Origin of the sequence: Moraxella macacae 0408225 (assembly GCF_000320365.1) — a bacterium.
Taxonomy (GTDB): Bacteria; Pseudomonadota; Gammaproteobacteria; order Pseudomonadales; family Moraxellaceae; genus Faucicola; species Faucicola macacae.
In genome coordinates this window covers 538193-559859 of the sequence record NZ_ANIN01000001.1, presented here as the reverse complement: position 1 = coordinate 559859, position 21667 = coordinate 538193, and the positions used below count along the sequence as shown (strand labels likewise).

Annotated in this window: 19 protein-coding genes; 11 read left to right on the top strand and 8 right to left on the bottom strand. The window is 39.7% G+C overall.

Annotated elements, in window-relative coordinates; genetic code table 11:
* The first annotated feature begins 130 nt into the window (after positions 1-130).
* On the top strand, positions 131-2581 hold the full coding sequence (locus MOMA_RS02470; protein WP_009767036.1) for a TonB-dependent hemoglobin/transferrin/lactoferrin family receptor: 2451 nt from the start codon (positions 131-133) through the stop codon (positions 2579-2581).
* A 41-nt stretch (positions 2582-2622) separates the two neighbouring features.
* Here MOMA_RS02470 and recF read toward each other — a convergent pair whose 3' ends face one another.
* The 3 genes from recF to dnaA all read right to left on the bottom strand — a co-directional run bounded on the left by recF (position 2623) and on the right by dnaA (position 6470).
* Positions 2623-3780, bottom strand: coding sequence for a DNA replication/repair protein RecF (recF, locus tag MOMA_RS02465; RefSeq protein ID WP_009767035.1), 1158 nt, complete (start codon positions 3778-3780; stop codon positions 2623-2625).
* Between the two features lie 25 nt (positions 3781-3805).
* A complete protein-coding gene (dnaN, locus tag MOMA_RS02460) occupies positions 3806-4978 on the bottom strand; it encodes a DNA polymerase III subunit beta (protein WP_009767034.1) in 1173 nt (390 codons plus the stop codon).
* A 106-nt stretch (positions 4979-5084) separates the two neighbouring features.
* On the bottom strand, positions 5085-6470 hold the full coding sequence (gene dnaA, locus MOMA_RS02455; protein WP_009767033.1) for a chromosomal replication initiator protein DnaA: 1386 nt from the start codon (positions 6468-6470) through the stop codon (positions 5085-5087).
* 566 nt (positions 6471-7036) lie between these two features.
* Here dnaA and rpmH point away from each other — a divergent pair.
* The 6 genes from rpmH to MOMA_RS02430 all read left to right on the top strand — a co-directional run bounded on the left by rpmH (position 7037) and on the right by MOMA_RS02430 (position 11232).
* The gene (rpmH, locus tag MOMA_RS02450) at positions 7037-7171 is read left to right on the top strand and encodes a 50S ribosomal protein L34 (RefSeq protein ID WP_009767032.1); all 135 of its coding nucleotides are present in this window, start codon (positions 7037-7039) and stop codon (positions 7169-7171) included.
* Between the two features lie 166 nt (positions 7172-7337).
* Positions 7338-7772, top strand: a complete 435-nt coding sequence (gene rnpA / locus MOMA_RS02445) for a ribonuclease P protein component (protein WP_009767031.1) — start codon at positions 7338-7340, stop codon at positions 7770-7772.
* Positions 7753-8064 (top strand): membrane protein insertion efficiency factor YidD, encoded by a 312-nt coding sequence (gene yidD, locus MOMA_RS02440; protein WP_009767030.1) that lies wholly within the window; start codon positions 7753-7755, stop codon positions 8062-8064. Before rnpA ends, yidD begins: the two co-directional genes overlap by 20 nt.
* 274 nt (positions 8065-8338) lie before the next feature.
* Positions 8339-10039 carry a membrane protein insertase YidC gene (gene yidC / locus MOMA_RS02435; RefSeq protein ID WP_009767029.1) on the top strand — a complete coding sequence of 567 codons (1701 nt, stop codon included), beginning with the start codon at positions 8339-8341 and terminating at the stop codon, positions 10037-10039.
* Positions 10040-10261: 222 nt separating this feature from the next.
* Positions 10262-10414, top strand: coding sequence for a hypothetical protein (locus MOMA_RS09860; protein WP_161600311.1), 153 nt, complete (start codon positions 10262-10264; stop codon positions 10412-10414).
* 11 nt (positions 10415-10425) lie between these two features.
* A complete protein-coding gene (locus tag MOMA_RS02430; RefSeq protein WP_009767028.1) occupies positions 10426-11232 on the top strand; it encodes a hypothetical protein in 807 nt (268 codons plus the stop codon).
* A gap of 69 nt (positions 11233-11301) precedes the next feature.
* Here the strand turns inward: MOMA_RS02430 and guaA are convergent, their stop codons facing one another.
* The 3 genes from guaA to MOMA_RS02415 all read right to left on the bottom strand — a co-directional run bounded on the left by guaA (position 11302) and on the right by MOMA_RS02415 (position 14638).
* The gene (gene guaA, locus MOMA_RS02425) at positions 11302-12876 is read right to left on the bottom strand and encodes a glutamine-hydrolyzing GMP synthase (RefSeq protein WP_009767027.1); all 1575 of its coding nucleotides are present in this window, start codon (positions 12874-12876) and stop codon (positions 11302-11304) included.
* Between the two features lie 107 nt (positions 12877-12983).
* Entirely contained in the window at positions 12984-14003 is a 1020-nt protein-coding gene (locus tag MOMA_RS02420; RefSeq protein ID WP_009767026.1) for a YheT family hydrolase, read from the bottom strand.
* Positions 14004-14044: 41 nt separating this feature from the next.
* Positions 14045-14638 carry a YigZ family protein gene (locus MOMA_RS02415; protein WP_009767025.1) on the bottom strand — a complete coding sequence of 198 codons (594 nt, stop codon included), beginning with the start codon at positions 14636-14638 and terminating at the stop codon, positions 14045-14047.
* A gap of 68 nt (positions 14639-14706) precedes the next feature.
* Between MOMA_RS02415 and MOMA_RS02410 the strand changes: the two genes are divergently transcribed.
* A complete protein-coding gene (locus MOMA_RS02410; RefSeq protein ID WP_009767024.1) occupies positions 14707-15411 on the top strand; it encodes a pseudouridine synthase in 705 nt (234 codons plus the stop codon).
* Positions 15412-15444: 33 nt separating this feature from the next.
* The gene (gene mazG, locus MOMA_RS02405) at positions 15445-16266 is read left to right on the top strand and encodes a nucleoside triphosphate pyrophosphohydrolase (protein WP_009767023.1); all 822 of its coding nucleotides are present in this window, start codon (positions 15445-15447) and stop codon (positions 16264-16266) included.
* 93 nt (positions 16267-16359) lie between these two features.
* Here the strand turns inward: mazG and mpl are convergent, their stop codons facing one another.
* Positions 16360-17802, bottom strand: a complete 1443-nt coding sequence (gene mpl / locus MOMA_RS02400; RefSeq protein WP_009767022.1) for a UDP-N-acetylmuramate:L-alanyl-gamma-D-glutamyl-meso-diaminopimelate ligase — start codon at positions 17800-17802, stop codon at positions 16360-16362.
* A gap of 389 nt (positions 17803-18191) precedes the next feature.
* Here mpl and MOMA_RS02395 point away from each other — a divergent pair, with 389 nt between their 5' ends.
* The gene (locus MOMA_RS02395) at positions 18192-18818 is read left to right on the top strand and encodes a superoxide dismutase (protein WP_009767021.1); all 627 of its coding nucleotides are present in this window, start codon (positions 18192-18194) and stop codon (positions 18816-18818) included.
* Between the two features lie 139 nt (positions 18819-18957).
* On the opposite strand, the gene exaC is transcribed toward MOMA_RS02395, so the two are convergent.
* On the bottom strand, positions 18958-20469 hold the full coding sequence (exaC, locus tag MOMA_RS02390; RefSeq protein ID WP_009767020.1) for an acetaldehyde dehydrogenase ExaC: 1512 nt from the start codon (positions 20467-20469) through the stop codon (positions 18958-18960).
* 404 nt (positions 20470-20873) lie between these two features.
* On the opposite strand from exaC, the gene MOMA_RS02385 reads away from it, so the two are divergent.
* A complete protein-coding gene (locus MOMA_RS02385; RefSeq protein WP_009767019.1) occupies positions 20874-21605 on the top strand; it encodes a dienelactone hydrolase family protein in 732 nt (243 codons plus the stop codon).
* Positions 21606-21667 lie beyond the last annotated feature (62 nt).

Below are 21667 nucleotides of genomic sequence, written 5' to 3'. Positions count from 1 at the left end.
AACCATGTTTAATGCCAATGTTTGGTGCTTTTGATAAAACTGGTAATAAAAAACCGGGCAAGTGTCTGGTTTTTACCCCAATACCGTTTTTCGGTATTCACTTTATTTTGCAAAAATTTTGAGAATCAACATGAAAACCACGCCTTTTTTAAAGCCTTTTATCTACAAAAATTTAAGCGTTGCCATCAGTGCCGCTTTATTTGGTATTTGCCAAACAGCGATAGCGGCCACAAACGATGACAGTCAAAACAAACCGACAGTAACGCTTGATGCCCTTGTAGTTGACTCTGCTGCAAACGACGATATACCCAGCATTACCGCCAAACCCATGACGGATAAAACCACCAGTAAAAAAATCACCGAACAGCTGATTATGGACAGCCGTGATTTGGTGCGTTATAACCCTGAGGTAACCATAGGCGAGGTGGGGCGTTACGGTTCAAAAGGCTATGCCATTCAAGGGGTAGATGGCAACAGGGTGGCTATGCTGATTGACGGCGTGCGTGTGCCTGACAGCGAGGTGAATGAGTTTTACGTGCCGTATGGTTATGTCAATGATTCTCGGTTTATGTCAGATGTGGAAACCTTGCAATCGGTTGAAATTAAAAAAGGGGCGGATTCATTAGACAGTGGCAATGGAGCAATTGGCGGTGCGGTATCTTATCGCACCAAAGAGCCTGAAGATTTAATCAAAGCAGGCAAAAATCTGGGCGGTTATGTCAAAACAGGCTACACCAATAAAAACGAAGAATTTATGCAAGCGGTGGGCTTGGCAATCAAACAGGGCAAATTATCAGGGCTTGTCAATTACGCACGCCGTGAGGGACATGAATTAAAAAACCACGACATGCGCTCCTTTGATAAAGCTCGCTTAGATCCTTATTATCCTTTTGCAAAAAATGAAAAAGGCATTTATGGTATTTATCCAGATCCTGCACACTACGTACAACACGCAACCGTTGCCAAAGCCTATTTTCAGCCAACTGACGAACATAAGTTTGGTATCAATGGCAGTTATCAATATTTAATCAACCACAATCGAGCCGTAACCAAAAACACCACAACCGATCAAAAACGCGTCGGTTTTGATGAAAACGAACGCACCGCATACGGATTAAGTTATGAATACACCCCAGCTAATGGCCATTGGCTAAACAATGCAAAATTTGATTACACCAACCAAAAAATCGTAACCGTAGCGGACACTTATATTTACCCAACTTATGTCGATCCGTCTGCACCCAAAAACATTCCGTTAAGCGATCGAGAATACCGCCCCAATTATTTTGACACCAAACAATACCGTTTTGAGGCATCAAGTTTGCCCTTGTTGCCACCTGAAGACAAAGCCTGGCTTGGCGAACACAGCCTAAAGTTTATGACTCAACGCACCCAAGAGGGCTATGACCCTTACATGATTAAAACCTATAGCATTAAAGAACCGCCCTTTAGAGACTTTAGCTCACTACAAATTCCAACCTTAACCAACACATGGTCATTAAGCTTACAAGACAGCATTTATTTTAACCCAAAATTCAGTGCCAATGCAGGCATTCGCTATGACAATTATAAACGCATACCCAACATGGGCGATGGACAGCGTGATTTTTTAAACACCTTAACAAAAAAATGCACGATTCAAAACAGCCCCGCCACCGCCAGTTTTTGCCAAGGCAAATTTGACAAAACCATCAAACAAGACGCAACCACTTGGCAAGCAGGATTACAATTCACCCCTTTTGATGATTTACAAATCGGCTACCAAGCTGGCACGGGTTTTTTGATGCCCCTGGTGAATCAAATGTACGCAGGCTTTGCCATGAACGGCGTTGCTCAAGTGCCAAATGTTGATTTATTACCTGAAGAATCCTTTAACCAACAATTAAGCATTCAAAAACAATGGGATAACGGCTATCTAAAATTAACCGGCTATCGCAACAAATACAAAAACTTCATTGACACCAAAAACTATGGCTGTAGCGTTGGCAGTGGCAGTTATGACTGTTATACCTACATCAATGTTGCCAAAGCTGACAGCAAAGGCATAGCTTTATCCGCAAATTACACCTTTTATCCCAAAAACGATAAATTTGGCAGTGTAACATTTGCAGGGCAAGTCGCCCACCAAACAGGCAAATTGTCCGATGGAGCAAGTTTGTTGTCAGTACAACCGCTAAATGGTCTGTTAAGTGCAACTTATCGCCCAATTGACGAGCGTTACAGCATTACCGCCCTTGGTCGGTTTTGGGGGAAAAAACACGCCAAAGACACCTTGCGTTGGTTAAACGGCAAGCTACAGCCTTTATACCTTAGAGCAAATGACACTCTTGATAATCTTCGCACCACCGATGATTTAACCGATAACAAATGGACATTTGATGTTTTTGGCAATGTTAAATTATCCAAGGCGTTAAGCCTACAGGCAGGGGTTTATAACTTAACCGATGAAAAATATTTACCGTGGGAAAATTTACGCCCCATGGCAACCGTTGGCGTCAATGCAATGGTACGTGGCAATGGAATCAACCGCTACACCGCTCCTGGGCGTAATTATGCCTTGTCGTTAAATTATGAATTTTAAACTTAGTCATAATAAAAAAGCAAATCAACGAATTTGCTTTTTTATGGTTTTGTGATTATGTTACCTTGTTCCACGTGAAACACATTGACATTATTTTGCCAAATATCTTGCAAAATTGGCACAATATCATCTGACAAACTGCTAATAAACAACTGGGAATCAACCTGTTTTAACCCCATCAACAAGGTGTGTAACGCTTTTTTATCAAGCTCTGCACCAATATCATCTATGAGCACCAACGGCATTTTTGCCACATTCTGCAACAAAGGCAACTGCGACAAACGCAATGCCATCATGAGTAATTTTTTTTCACCGCGAGACAACACATCTGTTGCAGGCAGGGTTTGTTTGTGAGCATCCCTATGATTGTGCGACAAATTTAGCAACACCATCACATCGGCACGATGACAACCAAGCCGCGTATAACCCAATTCTTTGTCTGATTGCCAACGCCGAGCCAACACATCAGCAAGCGACTGATCAGAATCAAACCCAGGTGAATAACGCAGACGCAATTTATCTGCATACATCGGTAAAAATGCTTGAATTTGGGTGTCAAAATGCACTTGCCACTGCTTTAAAATCTGTTCACGATATTGATGAATAACATGAGCGTGTTCACTTAATTGCCAATCCCACGCTTGTAATTGTTGTTGATAAAACACTGTATTTGGTTGTTTTAATAAGCCATTGCGTTGTTTTAACAGGCGTTGATAGGAAAGCCAATGCGGATAAAATTTTTGTTCCACGTGGAACACAAGCCAATCCAATAATTCACGCCTCGACTGCCCTCCATGTTCTAAACTGTTTAAATTGGCAGGCTCTATCAATAAAGTTGGCAATAACGCCGTAATTGGACTTTGAGCAAATACGCTTTGTCCATTGTGGCGTAACTGAGTGCTGGCATCGTCAAACTTTTGAATGGCAACGGTTTGTTCATCACTGGTATTTGCCAACAACCATGTCTCAAAATTGGCGTGCAATTTGGCAAAAACCGTGGTCGATTTTTTGCCATGCGTGATATAATGCTTAGGCTGATGATGACGAAAACTTTTGCCACGCGACAACAAATAAATGCTTTCAAGCAGTGCGGTTTTGCCACTGCCATTTTGCCCTAAAATCACATTGCAACAACCAGGAGCAAAGCGTAAATTGTGTAAATTGCGAAAACAATGAATGTGCAACTCGCTGATTTTCATGCAATGACATCACACCAAGTTTACATTAAAGTCGCATTGGCATGACCACAAATTCATGCAAATCATCGCCAACTTGACGTATTAATACCGAGCCATTTGCATGCCCCATATGAAGTTCAATATCACCACCAAGCGTATTTAACACATCTAACAAATACGCCACGTTAAACGAAATTTCAAGCGGATCTCCTTGATAGTTAACGGTTAATTGTTCGCAGGCTTCGTCATGTTCGCTGTTACTGGTTTTAACCTCTAAATTTTCCGAATCTGCAAAATAAAACACCACACCGCGCGTTTTTTCATGGCTTAACAAGGAAACACGCCGTAACACAGTAACAAGCTGTTCTTGTTTGATATAGGCCAGTTTATCGGTATTGTTTGGCATCACTCGTCGATAGTCTGGGAATTTACCGTCAATCAAGCGTGCGGTAAACGCCACCAAAATTGGATTTTGCATTTGCCCATCACTGTCTATTTCACCAAATGGTAAAATCACTTGCAAAAAATCACGACCCACGTTTAACGTGATTTGATTGTCATGTTGCGGTAATAGTTTTTTAAGTTCGCCCAACAAACGTTGCAATTCAAGCACGGCTTTTCTTGGCAAAATCGCATTTAATTCAGCACCATCTGGCTGCTCAATCGCAGTGCGTGCCAATGCCAAACGATGTCCATCGGTTGCCACGGTTGCCAATTGATTGTCTTTCAGTTCAAATAACATGCCTGTTAAATAATAACGCACATCTTGAACCGCCATAGCAAAATGGGTTTTTTCCATCAAATCACTTAACACAACACGGCTAATTTGAACAGGGGTTACTTGTTCAGGTTCGCCAAGCATTGGAAAATCCTCGGCAGGCAATGTGCCTAGTTTAAACGTACTTTTGCCACTTTTAATCACGCATTGCAAATCATCGCCAACAGTCAAGGATACGGTTTCTTCAGGCAACAGTTTAACAATGTCTTTAAATTTATTGGCAGGAATGGTAATTTGCCCTGCTTGGCGACATGCACCTTTCGGTAAATTCAGTGTAGATTGAAGTTCCACTTCTAAATCCGAAGCGGTCATTACCAACTGTTGTTCGGTCAATTCCAGTTTTAAATTGCCTAAAATTGCCATGTTATGACGTTTGTCAGATGCTTTTGAAATCAAGTTAACGGCGTGTAACAACACATCGCGAGACATAACTAATTGCATAATAACTCTCAAAAAAATGGTTAAAAGGTTTAAAGTTGGTTAAATTTAAAATTAGTTAAATTTAATATTTCATCTAAATTTGTATCATCTAAGTTTGTAATATCGTCTAAGTTTGCAACATCAATTTTAACGAACGGTAATTTTTTTCAAATATCGCATCGGTCAAACACAACATTTGTACTTTTTCGCAGGCATGCATCACAGTGGTATGATCGCGCCCACCAAAGGATTGTCCAATATCAAGCAAGCTGTTATTTGTCAATTCGCGTGCCAATGCCATTGCAATTTGGCGTGGCCTAACAATGTTGCGAGAACGCTTTTTGCCCATAATATCCTTGGTAGACACATTATAAAACTCAGCAACTACTTTACGAATATTATCCATACTCACCGCTTGCACCCGAATGGCAATCACGTCTTTAAGTGCCATTTGCACCAAATCCAATGCCACATCTTGGTTTAACAAACGCGACATTGCCAACACTTTGTTTAACACTCCCTCCAGTTCGCGCACGTTTGCTACAATGTGTTGAGCCATAAAAATCGCACACTCTTTTGGCAAAACAATATCTTGAGATTTGGCTTTTTTTTGCAAAATTTGAATGCGTGTTTCCAACTCAGGCGGTTCAAGTGCCACCGACACACCGCCCAACAGTCGTGATTTGGTGTATTCATCAAACTCAACCAACGCACTAGGGTGCCGATCAGATGCCAAAATCACCTGTTTGTTATTGCCAATAAAATCATTAAATAACGCCAAAAACTCTTCACTGCTTTTGCGTTTGCCTGCAATGACATGGATATCATCAATAATCAACAAATCAACTTTTTTAATCTTATCTTTAAATTCATCAATCTTGCTATGTTGAATGGCATTCACCAAATGACTGATAAATTTATCCGAACTAAAATAATAAAAACTTTTGCCTTGTTTCACCACTTCATGGGCTACCGCTTGCATTAAGTGGGTTTTCCCCAAACCTGTTGACCCATACAAAAACAGCGGATTATTTTTGGAATCACCCAAATGATTAACCATCTCTTTACAAAAACTATAAGCAATTTGATTGGATTTTCCTGTTACAAATTGCTCAAAGGTAAATGCTTTATCCAAAGTCTGAAAGGCTTGTAGCTTCTCGGTTTTGCCCCCATTTTTGTTTATATTTACAGATTGATTGCCATCAACAACACCAAAATTTGTCGTTTCTTGATTTGCCACTGGCATTAAAAAAGAGTCTTTATTTACCTGAATTTTAACCAAAATATCACGATCAGGCTCAAGTTTTTTTATCACATCTTGAATTTGGGATAAATAATTCTTTTCCACATAACCTGCAAAATAATCATTTGGCACAGTTACGATCAACCTATCGCCAAACTTGGTTGATTTTGTTTCATGTGCAGATAACGGACGTATCCACATGGTAAAAATATTATCAGGCAATTGGTGCTTTAATTCATCTACACAACGTTGCCATAAAGTGCTTATCATAGAACACCCTCCAAATCAGTGCATACTTTAACACAATTCAAAAAAATAAGGAAGTATTTTATTGTGGAAAAGTGCGTGGAAAATTTTGTGAATAAGTATTTTTTGGCTACTTAATAACATTTCATACACGCGTTATATACATACTTATCAACATCATAAATATTTGATTTTAATCGTAATTTTCCACTTATCCACAAAAAATCATGTCCCTAATAATAATAAATTACAAGATATACCTTATTATTAAGGACAAATATTTTGTGGATAACTTTTAAAAATATGAAAATATACTAAATTGAATAATAAAAAATCTTAACTAAATTTGCCAAAAACAAACCAAAAATAGAATTTTTTATTTTTTTATTTTTTTAATATTTTAATACTCAAAACAAAATCAGAATAAAACCAAAAGTAGTTTTTAATCTTATGGTATTTTATACTTGACTTCACTGTATAAACATAAGATAATAGTAAGTTATCTAATTTTGTAAAAGAATTTAACCCTATTAAAATTTAACCCTTAATTGTTGGTTAAATATTTTTAGCATTCCCAAAGGTAAAATATTATGAAACGTACTTTCCAACCAAGCGAAATTAAGCGTAAACGCACTCATGGTTTTCGAGCTCGTATGGCAACAAAAAACGGTCGTCAAGTGTTGGCACGTCGTCGTGCAAAAGGTCGTCATCGTTTGACTGTATAATTTTTGTCTGTTAAATTTGATTGCTTTGGTTTGTAAAGCATTCTTTGCTTGTAAGCATTTAGTTTGTAAGCATTTAAGAAGCGATGTAAGTGATTATATCGCTTTTTGTTTTGGTAACTTTTTGGTTGATATGTCTATTTTTTGTTTAACTTCTGTGGATTAAATCGTGGATAAGGTTAAAAAAACAGCTATGCAGTTTGGTTTTGATAAGTCGCAACGCTTATTGCAACCAACCGATTTTAAATCCGTATTTGACACACCTGATTTTAAAGTACATGAAGCAAATCTCATGTTTTTTGTTAAAATTAACCAACAACGAAAAAACAACCGTTTGGGTTTGGCAATTACCAAGAAAAAAATCAAACATGCCAATCAACGCAATCGCTTAAAACGTTTGGTGCGTGAATATTTTCGGTTGCATCAACATGATTTTTTGTATACAAATGTTGGCTTTGATGTGGTGATGATTGTCAAAGCTGGTACACAAAATTTGTCAAATAACGCAATCGGTAGCCAAATTCAAGCAGGATTTCACCAAATTACCCACAAAAGTCAACGCTTTTTTACCAAAAATTGCCAAAATGAAACGCTTGTTGGATAAAGTATTATCCCAAATATTGTTTGGGTTGATAGTATTTTACCGTTATGCAATCAGTCCGCTTTTGCCTGCTCGTTGTCGTTTTTATCCAACTTGTTCGGCATATGGTTTGGAAGCGGTGCGTTTGCACGGTGGCGTATATGGTGGTTGGTTAACCGTTTGTCGTATCTGTCGCTGTCATCCGTGGGGTGGTTTTGGTGTGGATTTTGTGCCGCTACCGTTATACCGTTATCGTTTTGAGCAAGTGTCGGTATTGCCAAATGGTTATTTTGTGCGGTATTGGCAACGTGGCTAGTTTTGTGATTGATTTTTAAGGTTTTTTGTTTTTATTTTTTATAAAAATATCTTTTTTGCAGTTTTTTTAGTAAAATAGAGCGTTTTGGTATTTTGTCAATGTGTTTTGGGTGTTTTAACAGTTTTTTTATAACAGTTTTTATAATAATTTTTTATAAATTGTCTGTTAAGAAGTTAACCCATAGTTTTGTGCTGAAATGATAAGCAGTTAATAATTCTCCACTTAGATTTGAGTTATTTTAAGTTAAAAAGTGGGGTTTAGATAGGATAGCGATATGCAAAAAATTTTACGGACGTTGATTATCATTGCTATGTTAATTACCAGTTATTTGCTGATTTTGGCGTGGCGTGATGATTATGCCAATGTTGGGTCAAGAACAACCACAAATGTAACACACATGACTCAGTCGGTGAGTGGTAACGATGTGCCAAATACCCAAACAGCGACGGGTGCAAACAATAGCGATGTACCAGTGGTAGCCACCAAAGGTGCTCCTACGGTGCAATCGGCTGTGTCTGATGAAACACTAATTTCGGTATTGACGGATAAATATGACATTCGGATTAACCCTGTTGGTGGTGATGTGGTGTATACGGCACTGCGCAATTATAACGATACGCTGGGAAATCAACAGCCTTTTGTACTGCTTGAAAACGATGCCAATCGGGTGTATGTGGCACAATCTGGTCTGATTGGACGTGATGGCATTGACACAACACAAGGGCGTGCCAAATACCACTCAGAAAGCCAGCAGTATGTAATGAAAGAGACTGACAGCCAACTTGTCATTCCGTTAACTTACGAAAAAGACGGCGTAATCATTACCAAAACTTACACTTTTACCAAAGGGCAATATCCAATTGCAGTAAGTTATAATATTAACAATCCAACGGATAAAAGTTGGCAAGGTCAACTGTATGCACAACTAAAACGCGATGGCAGTTCCGATCCTGGGCTTGTTGATAAGGGTATGATGGGACTTGCAACTTATTTAGGCGGTGCTTGGGGAACGCCTGACAATCCTTATAATAAATTAAAATTTGGTAATTTTAACGATGGTGAATTAAAAGGCAGCAGCGATAAAGGCTGGGTTGGTATGATTCAGCATTATTTTGTATCAGCTTGGATTCCTAAAGATTATGTGGCAAATTTTTATAGTCGCGAAACAGGCAAAGATCACATCATCGGTTTTACCAGCAGTCCTGTAGAAGTTGCCAATGGCAAACAATTGACCTTAACATCAACCTTATACGCCGGCCCAAAAGTACAAGAAAATCTAAAACCCTTGGCTACAGGATTGGATCAAACTGTGGATTACGGTATTTTGTGGCCAATCTCAAAATTTTTGTTTTGGATTTTAGACAGTGTGCATAAAGTCATTGGCAACTGGGGTTGGGCGATTATTATTTTAACGCTTATTGTTAAGATTGCCTTAATGCCAATTGCAAATAAAAGCTATTATTCAATGGCAAAAATGCGTGCAGTTGCACCGCGTTTACAAGCGTTAAAAGACGAATTTGGCGACGACCGCATGCGTATGAGCCAAGAAATGATGAAAATCTACAAAGAAGAGCAAGTCAATCCCATGGCTGGCTGCTTACCAATTTTCTTACAAATGCCAATTTTTTTGGCGTTGTATTGGGTGTTGGTAGAAAGCGTGCAACTGCGTCATGCACCGTGGATTTTGTGGATTAAAGATTTGTCAGCAATGGATCCTTACTTTATTTTGCCACTGTTGATGGGAGCTGCAATGTTTTTTCAGCAGGCTTTAAACCCACAGCCGACCGATCCGATGCAAGCAAAAGTATTGAAATTTATGCCAATTATTTTTACAGTGTTTATGTTATTCTTCCCTGCAGGTTTGGTATTGTATTGGACAGTAAATAATGTATTTAGTATGACTCAACAATACATCATTAACAAAAAAGTAGAAAAAGAACAAGCCAAAAAAGAAACCTTAAAAAATTTGGTATAATTTGTAAAATAGCAAAGTTGCAAATGCTAAAGCGGTTGTTAATAAGTCTATTTATAATTATTTGTTATAAATAGACTTATTATTTTGTAAATTTGTATATATGGTAAAATATGCCTTTACCCAAGGTAAAAGATGTGCTATAGTAATTTTATTGCTTAAATATAACTAAAGCATACACTGTTGTAAATCATTTAACCCAAATTTCATATAAAAGGATCTATTATGAACATCACCCACAAACACACCTACAAAAAACTGTGGCTGGCTATTTCTACAGGTTTAGCCTTGTCTTTAACCGCTTGTGGTGGCGGTAGTGATAGCAATTCAGGTCATGATCATGCCAACCCCCCCATAATAACACACCAAAAGTCGTAACTGGCGTATTTTTGGACAGTGCAGTAGAGGGCTTAGAAGTACTACAAAAAGGCAAATCCCTTGGCAAAACCAATGCCAAAGGTGAATTTAACTACAACACCGCAGATGGCAAAGTTACCTTTAAACTTGGTGAATTGGCATTGGGTGAAACCGAACCAAAATCCATCATAACTCCAACTGATTTAACCAAAAAAGAAGCAGAGTCCACACGCATTTTACAGATTTTACAAAGTGCAGACACCGATAATAACCCAGACAACGGCATCAAAATTGAAGAAAAAGTTGCCAAACGTTTTAAACCAGATGACTTAAAAGATTTGGTTCAACAATCAAAAGACAACGAGTTTGAGCAAAAACTAAAAACCAGACTTGATACCAATCAGTATGTTCAAACCAAAGAAAAAGCACAAGAACATTTTTATGAGACTTTACAATCAGAACAGGTTGCTCATGCTTCAGAAAATATTAAATTGGCAGACAAATTTGTTGGTTCTTGGGAGCAAGGTTGCGATCATGGTGGTAAAGAAGTATTCCAATTGGTTAAATCACCGAGTGCACCAAACACCCTAGTTAGCACAGGCAGGGTTTTAACTAAAAGATATCAAAATAAAAACTGTACTGGCAATTATACAGAAAGCAGTTATAACGGCAGTCAAACAGAGGTTATTAGAATTGTTGGTGATTATTATAATGACAACAACAAGCAAGTAATTAGAGTGTATTCACAAGAACACCAAGCTCCTAGAGAACTTGTGTGGGTGGACGATAACAAATATCGAGATGAGGTTGATAATATAACGTTTACCCGTGTATTTTAATATCAAAACTTAAAAAAACCAAAACTTTAAAACCCAAATTCCAATTTTGAAATTTGGGTTTTATCTGTCTTATTCCCACTCAATCGTCGCGGGCGGTTTGCTGGATACATCGTACACCACGCGCGCCACATCACTAATTTCGTTCATAATCCGCGTTGAAATTTTATCCACCAAATCATAGGGCAAATGAGCAAAGCGTGCGGTCATAAAATCCACGGTTTCCACGGCGCGCAGGGCAATCACCCACGCATAACGGCGGCCATCGCCCACCACGCCCACCGATTTGACGGGCATAAATACAGCAAAGGCTTGCGCGGTTTTGTCATACCAGCCAGAAGCGCGCAGCTCTTGCATAAAAATATCGTCGGCTAGGCGCAAAATGTCGGCATATTCTTTTTTGACCTCGCCCAAAATGCGCACGCCAAGGCCGGGCCCGGGAAATGGGTGGCGGTAAATCATCGCAGGCGGAATGCCAAGCACTACGCCCAATTTGCGCACTTCGTCTTTAAATAAATCACGCAGCGGCTCAATCAATTCAAATGCCAAATCGTCGGGCAAGCCGCCAACATTGTGGTGCGATTTAATCACGTGGGCTTTGCCGTTTTTTTGCCCTGCGGATTCAATGACATCTGGGTAAATTGTGCCTTGAGCTAAAAACTGAATGCCGCCTGTTTCGTGTTCTAATTTGCGCGCTTCTTCGGCAAAGACGTTGATAAACTCGCGGCCGATGATTTTGCGTTTGGCTTCGGGGTCGGTTACGCCTGCTAACGCGGTTAAAAAGCGGCTTTCGGCATTGGCACAAATTACGCGAATGCCCATGTTGTCGGCAAACATTTGCATGACTTGCTCGCCTTCGTTTAGGCGCAATAAACCGTTGTCAACAAACACGCAAATGAGTTTGTCGCCGATGGCTTTGTGCAAAAGGGCGGCCACCACCGAGCTGTCCACGCCGCCCGATAAGCCTAACAGTACGCGTTTATCGCCGATTTTTGCTTTTAATTCGTTAATGCGCAGCTCAATGATGTTGTCAGAATTCCACAACGCATTGCAATTGCAAATGTTATGCACAAAATTGGCGATTAATTGCTCGCCGTTTTGGGTGTGGGTAACCTCGGGGTGAAATTGTAGGCCGTAAAACTGGCGTGCTTCGTCGCTTGCGGCAGCAAATGGGCAATTGGGCGTGCTGGCGGTGGTTTTAAAACTTTCTGGCAATTTGGCCACTTTATCGCCGTGGCTCATCCACACGATTGCGCGGCTGTTTTCACCGATGTTGGCAAGCAATGCGTCTTGCTTGCAAATGTCAATGTGCGCTTGGCCAAATTCTGCCGTATTGCCGCCTGCGACAACTTGTCCGCCCAATTGCTCGGCCATGGTTTGAAAACCGTAGCAAATGCCTAACACAGGCACGCCCAGTTCAAAGACGATTTGCGGGGCGCGCGGTGAGCCGTGTTGATGCACGCTTTCTGGGCTGCCTGATAAAATAATGCCTTTGGGGGCAAAATTTTGGATAAATTCGCTGCTGACATCAAAAGGGTGCAATTCGCAATAAACGCCCGCTTCGCGCACACGCCGCGCGATAAGCTGGGTGTATTGTGAGCCAAAATCTAGGATTAAAATGCGGTGTTGGGTGATGTTTTGGGTCATGTTGTTACCATTTGTCAAAAATTTGCGTTATTTTAGCATTTTTAACCAATAAATCCTATTGGCAAATGTGGGTTGTAAATATTGTGGTTGTAAATTGTATTTGCTATTTAACGGCCTGATTGTGTTAAGTGGTCAAAAAACCGAAATACGGTTTTTGCCAGCCACGTATTGTCAAATCGTCGTTGTTGCTTGTCAAAATCCAAAAAACCAATATGGCCTCCGTGTTTGCTATATAACAAACGCACCAAAGGCGAGATGTTTGATGGTGTGGCGGTTTTACCTAAAAATGGATCATCTTTGGCACTGATGATTAAAGTGGGTTTGGAGATTTTATGCAGCACAGGCAGGGCAGAAGCGTTTTTGTAGTAATTTTCACTTGTGCCATAACCGTTGCGTGGGGCGGTGTATAAATCGTCAAATTTATCTAAAGTTTTAATTGTTTTTAAGGCGTTTAAAGTGTCAGGTTCGCTGATTTTTTCTTCAGCCTTTAATAGCAATGGTTTTAGTAAATACGGCGTATAAACGTGGCGCGCGACAAATCGGTGCATTGCCAGTGCAGATGTGGTTAAATCCACAGGGGCGGACACGATCACCGCCCCCATGCACAAGGCATCATCACCATATTCACCCATATATTTGGCAAGCATATTGCCACCAAGTGATACACCAATTGCCACGATGTGTGGGTATTGTTTATGCAGCACACTAAACACATGATGTATTTCAGTGGTATCCCCTGCGTTATAATCCAGTTCGGACGAATTTTTTAGTCCGCCACAGCCACGATAATGCACCACAACAGCATGCCAACCTAATTTTTGGGCGGTATTGGCAAAAGTTTTGGCATAATGACTGTTGCTGCTGCCCTCTAAACCGTGAAACATTACCGCAAGCGGACGATTTGGTGAGTTGGGTTTGGTATTGAGATTTGGGTGAATAAAATCATACGCAACCTTGACCTGTTTGGTGCTGTCAAAGTGCAATTCTCGCTTATAATCAGGAATGGGTTGTGGGATAAATTTGGGTAAAATCGTCTGTAAATGGGGGTTTTTTAACCAAAAAGGTGGGCGAAATGTGGGTAAATCAAGGTTTTCGATCGCAAAATTAGGGTTTGTTGTGTCAATCATGGTATGAGTCGTTTTGTCAAAGTCAAAAATTAATGGGGAAATTAATAGTTTACAATTGTACCATAAATACTCAATTGTTGTTCAAGATTTTGTAGATTTTGATTGGCAATTATCACTGTGATTAATACATTTGTGTGATAGTCGACCGCCACAATTTGACCATTTGTCTTATGTAGTAAATGGCGGATTTGAGCCTCGTGGGCGAATGTGGTGGCAATTGTTAGGGTGGTTTTTGGAATAAAATCCTGCAGTGTCATATTGTTGACAACCATCTGGGCACTGCTGCTATAAGCTCGTGTCAATCCGCCTGCTCCTAATTTTATACCACCAAAATAACGCACCACAATCACCGTGCAGTTGCCAATTGCTTTGTGTTGCAATACGTTTAAAATCGGTTTGCCTGCCGTGCCTGATGGTTCGCCGTCATCATAAAAACCTGCCGATGTGGTGTTATTTGGATCGCCTATGATATAGCCGTAGCAGATATGACGGGCGTCTGGGAATTTTGCTTGCAATTGTTCCACGTGGAACATAAGTTCATCGCGGCTGGTGATGGGATAACCAAAACCGAAAAATTCACTTTTTTTAATCTCGAGCGTGGCGGTGCATGAAACGGTTGGGGTTTTGTAGGTCATGGTGAAATTTTATGCCAAATTTGTGTTAAAATGGTTATTATTTATTAAATTTTACAAAAAGGCAACCTATGCGATTAGACAAATTTTTAAGTAAAGCAACCGAATTATCTCGTAAAGATTGCAAAAAAGTATTGCACGCAGGTGAAATTACCGTAAATGGCAACGTGATAAAAGACGGCAGTTTACACATTGATGAAATTAATGACGAGATTCAATGGGCAGGCGAGCAATTGTCGGTGGCGACAGGCAATCGTTATATTTTGTTGTATAAACCTGACGGTTTTGAGTGTGCGTTAAAACCTAAGGAATATCCGATTGTTACTGATTTGATTGTCATACCAGAACTTGCAAGTTTGCGTATTGTTGGGCGATTAGATGTTGATACCACAGGAGCATTGTTGCTTTCTGATGATGGTGGATTTGTGCATAAAGTAACAAGTCCAAAGCACCATGTGGATAAGGTTTATCATTTAACCTTGGCTGATAGCGTAAGCGATGATTTACAACAAACGATGATAAAAGCAATTGCACAAGGCATTGTACTTGATGGCGAAAGCGAAAAAACCGCCCCTGCCGTATTGATGTTTACCGATGATACCCATGCAACGCTAACCTTGACCGAGGGTAAATATCATCAGGTGAAACGCATGATGGCGTATTTTGGCAATAAGGTGATAAAACTGCACCGATCGAGCATTGGTATGATTACGCTTGATGGATTACAGATGGGGGAGTGTCGGTTTTTGACCGCAGAAGAGATCGAGCAGTTTTAATTAAAAAAAATGACAAAAAATTTAAGGAATAATATGCAAGCAACTGGTGAATTTAACGATTTATTGGCTTTAATGACACGCCTACGAAACGAGTGTCCGTGGGATAAAAAACAGACCAATCACAGCCTAATTCCTTACGCTATCGAAGAAACTTATGAGCTTGTTGAGGCTATTCAAAACGGCGATGATGATGAAATTCAAGGCGAGCTTGGTGATGTGTTGTTGCAGGTGATTTTTCACGCCCATTTGTATCAAGAGCAGGGTAAATTTGACATAGCTGATGTGATTTTTAGTCTACAGCAAAAACTTATTCGTAGGCATCCGCATGTTTTTGACAAAGAAAATCTAACCACAGATGAAGCGGTAAAACAGCGTTGGAATGAAATCAAAGCCATTGAAAAACGCCAAAAACCAGACCGTAAAAACCGCCGTATTCTAGATACGGTTAAGCCTGGTACAGCATTAATGCAGGCTTGTGATGTGCAAAAAACCGCAAGCAAAATTGGTTTTGATTGGGAAAATGTGGCAGGGGCTTGGCAAAAACTTGATGAAGAGCTGGCTGAATTAAAAGCTTTAATAAATGATGATGTGTTTTTGTATGCCAAAAAACCCAGCGCCCAGCAAAAATTGGCAATTGAAGATGAGTTGGGTGATTGTGTGTTTGCTCTTGTTAATGTTGCGCGTAAACTTGGAATTAATAGTGAAGCCGCCACACTTGGTACAATTGCTAAATTTCGCAGGCGTTTTGCTTTTATTGAAGATGAATTGGCAAAAATTGGCAAAACCCCACAAGACAGCGACCTTGATGAAATGGATAAATTGTGGGATAAGGCAAAATCATTAGAAAATAAATAAATCCGTTATGCCAAAACCGTTATGCCAAAAAATTAGCCTGTTTAACAAATTTAACAAATTATCACTGATTTGGTTATCGCTGATTTGGCAAAGCTATGACTTGTTTAGTGCTGTAACAAGTTTGTCATGAATGCCCTCAAATCCGCCATTTGACATGATAATTACCGCATCGTTATCACCGATATGGTTTTGAACATAGCAAATGATGTCATCAATTGAGTGCATGACGGTTTGATTGGTTGTGTTGCCAATTGCATCTGCTACCGACCAGTCAAAATGAGCAGGTTGATACCAAATCACATGATCGGCAAGTTTGGCTGATGGGGCAAGTAGGTGTTGATGAATGCCAAGTTTCATCGTGTTTGATCGCGGTTCAATAATTGCCCAGATTTTGCGTGGTGGACGGTTTTGATTGTAAATATTGGCAAAACGTTTTTTAGCACCATCAAGGGTGGTTTGAATTGCGGTTGGGTGATGGGCAAAATCATCGTAAATTTCCACGTTGCCTTTATTTTTGGCAATTGTGGCAACAAGCTCCATTCGACGTTTAATTCCTGCAAAATTTGACAAAGCCTTACAGGCGGTTTCGATACTTACGCCAACATTATGGGCGGCTGCAATTGCAACAAGTCCGTTATTAACGTTGTGTAAACCACTCATTGACCAGTTGACTTCGGCAGTTTTGCCCTGATGTTCCACGTGAAACACAGAACCATCTGCTTGAATTAATTTGGCTTGCCAGTCGGCTGTTTTATCATCAATGCCTGTTCGCCAAACTGGTGTCCAATTTTCTTTTTTGATAATTTGCTCCAAACTTTCGGTATGGTTTGGCATAATAATGCACCCATTTGATGGTATCGTGCGTACCATATGGTGAAATTGGGTTTGAATTGCCTCAAGGTTTGGAAAAATATCGGCGTGATCATACTCTAGGTTGTTTAAAATTGCTGTCGTTGGACGATAATGTATAAATTTTGAGCGTTTGTCAAAAAAAGCCGAATCGTACTCATCTGCTTCAATGACAAAATAGCCATCTTTATCGGCTGTTGTGTTTGCCCCTAAATAACTGCTGTGCTTAAAGGTATTTTGTAGACGTTTGTCATCGGTGTTAACCAAAGGTATGCCACCAATCAAAAAACCCGTGTCAATTTTGGCGTACTGTAATATCCATGCAAGCATTGTGGTTGTTGTGGTTTTACCATGCGTGCCTGCGACTGCCAAAACATGACGAAATTGTAAGACGTGCTCGGATAAAAACTGTGGGCCTGATGTATAAGCAATACGCGTGTTTAACATGTACTCCACCGCTTCCATACCGCGTTTACAGACGTTGCCAACCACCACCAAATCAGGCTTGGGTTTTAAGTGTTTGGCATGGTAACCCTCCATAATTTTAACGCCGGCGTTTTGTAATTGAGTAGACATTGGCGGATAAATGGCTGTGTCAGAACCTGTAACCGTATGTCCCAAATCACGAGCAAGCAAGGCAAGCGATCCCATAAATGTGCCACAAATGCCTAAAAAGTGAATGTGCATGATATTTGCCTTTTTCTTAAAAATTTGTTTCTTAAAAACTTGAGTAACAACCAACTTAAGTAAAATTAATTTGTAATTAACCAAATATTTTAACACAAATTAAAAAGTTTGACATATCGTAAAATTTTTATACCAAAAATAACACAATTTTGTCAATTTTCTGTTAAAATAGATTAACTCTAATCTGTCTTAATGATTAATTAAAGTTTTTGGTTAATTGTTAAGTTTTACTTTGTAGATTTTTCACAAAAAACGAGTTAACACAACTAAGCTATTTTTACGCTATTTTTACCGATTGATTTTTAAGTGCTTTTTTAAAAAGTTTAAGTTTAAAAATTAGCATAAAAATTTGCACAAAAATTAGCAAGGCAAACAACAAGGAATAAACCATGTCAACCATTAATTTACCAGAGTTACCTTACGCCAAAAACGCACTTGAACCGTATATCAGTGCTGAAACTTTGGAGTTTCATCACGACAAACATCACAACGCTTATGTAACCAAATTAAACGAACTGTTGCCAAATTCCGATCTTGTAGGAAAAGAGTTGGACGAAATCATCAAAGCAACCGCCAAAGACGACAGTAAGGCAGGCATGTTTAACCAAGCAGCTCAAGTTTGGAATCATACGTTTTACTGGAACTGTATGACACCAAATGGCGGTGGTGAACCAACGGGTGATTTAAAAGCCAAAATTGAAGAAGCGTTCGGTTCTTATGCCAAATTTCGTGAAGAGTTTAAAAATGCTGCTGTTAGCCAGTTTGGATCAGGTTGGGCATGGCTTGTTGCAGACAGTGTGGGTGGCAAATTATCCATCATGAAAACCGCCAATGCAGACACGCCGATGGCACATGGTAAAATTGCGGTATTGACTTGCGATGTGTGGGAGCATGCTTATTACATTGATTACCGTAACCGTCGCCCAGATTATGTGGATACTTTTCTTGACAAATTGGTAAATTGGGATTATGCCAATGCCAAATATCAAGGCAAAGATGCAGGCGTTGAAAAATAATTGAAATAAAAAACACGCCAGTACATAATCAATAAAAACTAAGGATAATAAAAACTAAGGACTAAGTCATTTGGCTTAGTCCTTAACTTTTAGCAAAATAATTGTTTTGGCAAAATGATTTTACCAAAGATTTAACAGGTTAGAAAAATCCCATTGGTTTTGGTGAATAACTCACAAGCAAGCACTTGGTTTGTTGGTAATGATCGAGCATCATTTTGTGTGTCTCACGTCCAATGCCTGATTTTTTATACCCACCAAAGGCAGCGTGTGCAGGGTAGATGTGATAGCAGTTGGTCCAAACACGTCCCGCTTCAATAGCACGCCCTGCTTTATAAGCGGTTGTACCATCTCTTGACCATACACCTGCACCCAATCCATACATGGTATCATTGGCAATTTTAATGGCTTCGTCAAAATCTTTAAAAGTGGTAACCGACAACACAGGCCCAAAAATTTCTTCTTGGAAGATCTGCATGTCATTTGTACCTTTAAAGATGGTTGGTTCAATATAAAAACCATCACCAACTTCTTTGCGTTCACCGCCTCCAGTGAGTACTTGAGCACCCTCTGCTTTGCCTTTAGCGATGCAACCTAGAATTTTTTCTTGTTGTTCTTGACTGGCTTGTGCACCAATCATTGTCTCGGTATCCAGTGGGTGGCCTGTTTTGATTTTTTTGACACGCTCGACCGCTTTTTTCAAAAATTCATCAGCAATAGACTCGTGGATCAAGGCACGCGATGGACAAGTACAAACCTCGCCTTGGTTTAAAGCAAACATGGTAAAGCCTTCCAGTGCTTTTTCCAAAAAGTCATCGTCTTTATCCATGATGTCTGCAAAGAAAATGTTTGGTGATTTTCCGCCAAGCTCCAAGGTTACAGGAATGATGTTTTCGGTAGCATAGCCCATAATCAGTTGACCGACTTCGGTTGATCCTGTAAAGGCGACTTTACTGATGCGTGGATTGGTAGCCAAATGTTTGCCAACTTCAGTGCCATAGCCGTTGACGATATTTACCACACCTTTTGGAATGAAATCTTGGATCAATTCCATCAAAACCAAAATGCTAGCCGGTGTTTGCTCGGCAGGTTTTAACACCACGCAGTTGCCTGCTGCTAAGGCTGGGGCAATTTTCCACACTGCCATCAAAATCGGAAAATTCCAAGGGATAATTTGTCCAACCACACCGTAAGGTTCATGAAAATGATAAGCGACGGTATCTTCATCGATTTGGCTAATGCCACCTTCTTGTGCACGAATTGCCCCTGCGTAATAGCGAAAATGATCAATTGCCAAAGGAATGTCTGCTGCTAAGGTTTCACGAATGGGCTTGCCATTATCCCAAGTTTCAGCGACGGCTAACAATTCTAGGTTTTGTTCCATGCAGTCAGCAATTTTGAGTAGTACATTGGCACGGTCAGCAACAGATGTTTTGCCCCACGCTTCCTTAGCTTTGTGGGCAGAATCTAGTGCAAGCTCGATATCTTCTGGCGTGGATTTGGGTATTTTGGTAAAAACTTGATTGTCAACGGGTGAAATATTGTCAAAATACTCACCTTTGGCAGGTTTTACCCACTCGCCACCGATAAAGTTTTCGTATTGAGATTTAAAATTGACTTTTGCACCATCGGTGTTGGGGTTGGCATAACGCATAACGATACTCCTTATCGTTTTTGTTTACGATGATTGGTTAGATTAAGAAAAACCTAAATTTAAGAAAAGCCCAAAGTCTTGCCAAATCCTTGCTTAGCCAAAATTTGGCTATGATAGTGGGCTGTTTTGAGTATAGCAAAGAATAATTAGGCATACAAGTGTTTTTACACAATTTTAACATTTATTGTTTTTAATATTTATTGTTTTGGCAAATTATATGGTTTCTATTTATAGTTTCTATTATGTAATTTTTAGGTTTTGATGAATTGTTAAATTTGATGATTTTTTAAAAAGTTACCGTATTATAATACAAATTTACCTTAAAATACGCTAAATTAATCTTGCAGTTGTATTTTTTATCCACAATTTTTATCCACATTTTAACCATACAAAAAGGAAGCATCATGTCTATTAAAACTTTAGAATTAACCAGTCAAGCTGACGGCGTTTTGTTAAAAAGTTACGTTTGTTTGCCAAATGATAGCAACAATCCAAAACCTGCAATTATGGTTGCTCCTGAATGGTGGGGCGTGTCGGATCACCCAAAAACGGTTACAGAACGTCTTGCCAAAGCAGGATTTGTGGCTGTTGCTATGGACGTTTATGGCGAGGGTAAACTTACCACAGATGCCGCCAAAGCCAATGAATGGATGACGCAAATGCTTGACAATCAAGACAAGCTGATGGCTCGTTGTCAGGCAATTTTAAATGATTTTTGCAATATGAATGAAGTAGATGGCGATCGCCTTGGAGTGATTGGTTTTTGTTTTGGTGGCAAAATTGCCCTGGATATGGCAAGAGAGGGTATGCCTGTTAAAGCGGTGGCGACGTTTCATGGCAATCCTGCACCAAAACAGCCCGCCAAAAAAGACACATTTAAAGCCAAAGTGCTAATTGCCCACGGTGAAGCTGACAGCATGGTGTCCATGCAAGCAATTGAAGAGCTAAAAGCCGAGCTTGATAATGCCGATGTTGATTATACCCTTGATGTGTACAAAGGAGCAAAACACGGCTTTAGCAATCCAAACGCCGATGAACGTGCCAAACAAAACGATGTGGATTTGGGTTATGATGAAGCGGCTGCTAAAGCAAGTTGGGATAAAATGATTAAGTTTATGCAAGATTCTTTAATTTAAAGATGCTTTAACTTAATTGTTTTAAAAGTATTGTTTTAAAAGTTTTAAGTAAAAACAGTTTG

Bases quoted from the DNA above. Each gene is read 5' to 3' on its own strand.
- MOMA_RS02410 (WP_009767024.1), top strand. From the start codon at position 14,707: ATGCGATTAGACAAATTTTTAAGTAAAGCAACCGAATTATCTCGTAAA.
- mpl (WP_009767022.1), bottom strand. From the start codon at position 17,802: ATGCACATTCACTTTTTAGGCATTTGTGGCACATTTATGGGATCGCTT.
- MOMA_RS09860 (WP_161600311.1), top strand. From the start codon at position 10,262: ATGAACATCACCCACAAACACACCTACAAAAAACTGTGGCTGGCTATT.
- MOMA_RS02420 (WP_009767026.1), bottom strand. From the start codon at position 14,003: ATGATTGACACAACAAACCCTAATTTTGCGATCGAAAACCTTGATTTA.
- MOMA_RS02395 (WP_009767021.1), top strand. From the start codon at position 18,192: ATGTCAACCATTAATTTACCAGAGTTACCTTACGCCAAAAACGCACTT.
- dnaA (WP_009767033.1), bottom strand. From the start codon at position 6,470: ATGATAAGCACTTTATGGCAACGTTGTGTAGATGAATTAAAGCACCAA.
- recF (WP_009767035.1), bottom strand. From the start codon at position 3,780: ATGAAAATCAGCGAGTTGCACATTCATTGTTTTCGCAATTTACACAAT.
- MOMA_RS02385 (WP_009767019.1), top strand. From the start codon at position 20,874: ATGTCTATTAAAACTTTAGAATTAACCAGTCAAGCTGACGGCGTTTTG.
- rpmH (WP_009767032.1), top strand. From the start codon at position 7,037: ATGAAACGTACTTTCCAACCAAGCGAAATTAAGCGTAAACGCACTCAT.
- exaC (WP_009767020.1), bottom strand. From the start codon at position 20,469: ATGCGTTATGCCAACCCCAACACCGATGGTGCAAAAGTCAATTTTAAA.
- dnaN (WP_009767034.1), bottom strand. From the start codon at position 4,978: ATGCAATTAGTTATGTCTCGCGATGTGTTGTTACACGCCGTTAACTTG.
- MOMA_RS02415 (WP_009767025.1), bottom strand. From the start codon at position 14,638: ATGACCTACAAAACCCCAACCGTTTCATGCACCGCCACGCTCGAGATT.
- yidC (WP_009767029.1), top strand. From the start codon at position 8,339: ATGCAAAAAATTTTACGGACGTTGATTATCATTGCTATGTTAATTACC.
- mazG (WP_009767023.1), top strand. From the start codon at position 15,445: ATGCAAGCAACTGGTGAATTTAACGATTTATTGGCTTTAATGACACGC.
- guaA (WP_009767027.1), bottom strand. From the start codon at position 12,876: ATGACCCAAAACATCACCCAACACCGCATTTTAATCCTAGATTTTGGC.
- yidD (WP_009767030.1), top strand. From the start codon at position 7,753: ATGAAACGCTTGTTGGATAAAGTATTATCCCAAATATTGTTTGGGTTG.
- MOMA_RS02470 (WP_009767036.1), top strand. From the start codon at position 131: ATGAAAACCACGCCTTTTTTAAAGCCTTTTATCTACAAAAATTTAAGC.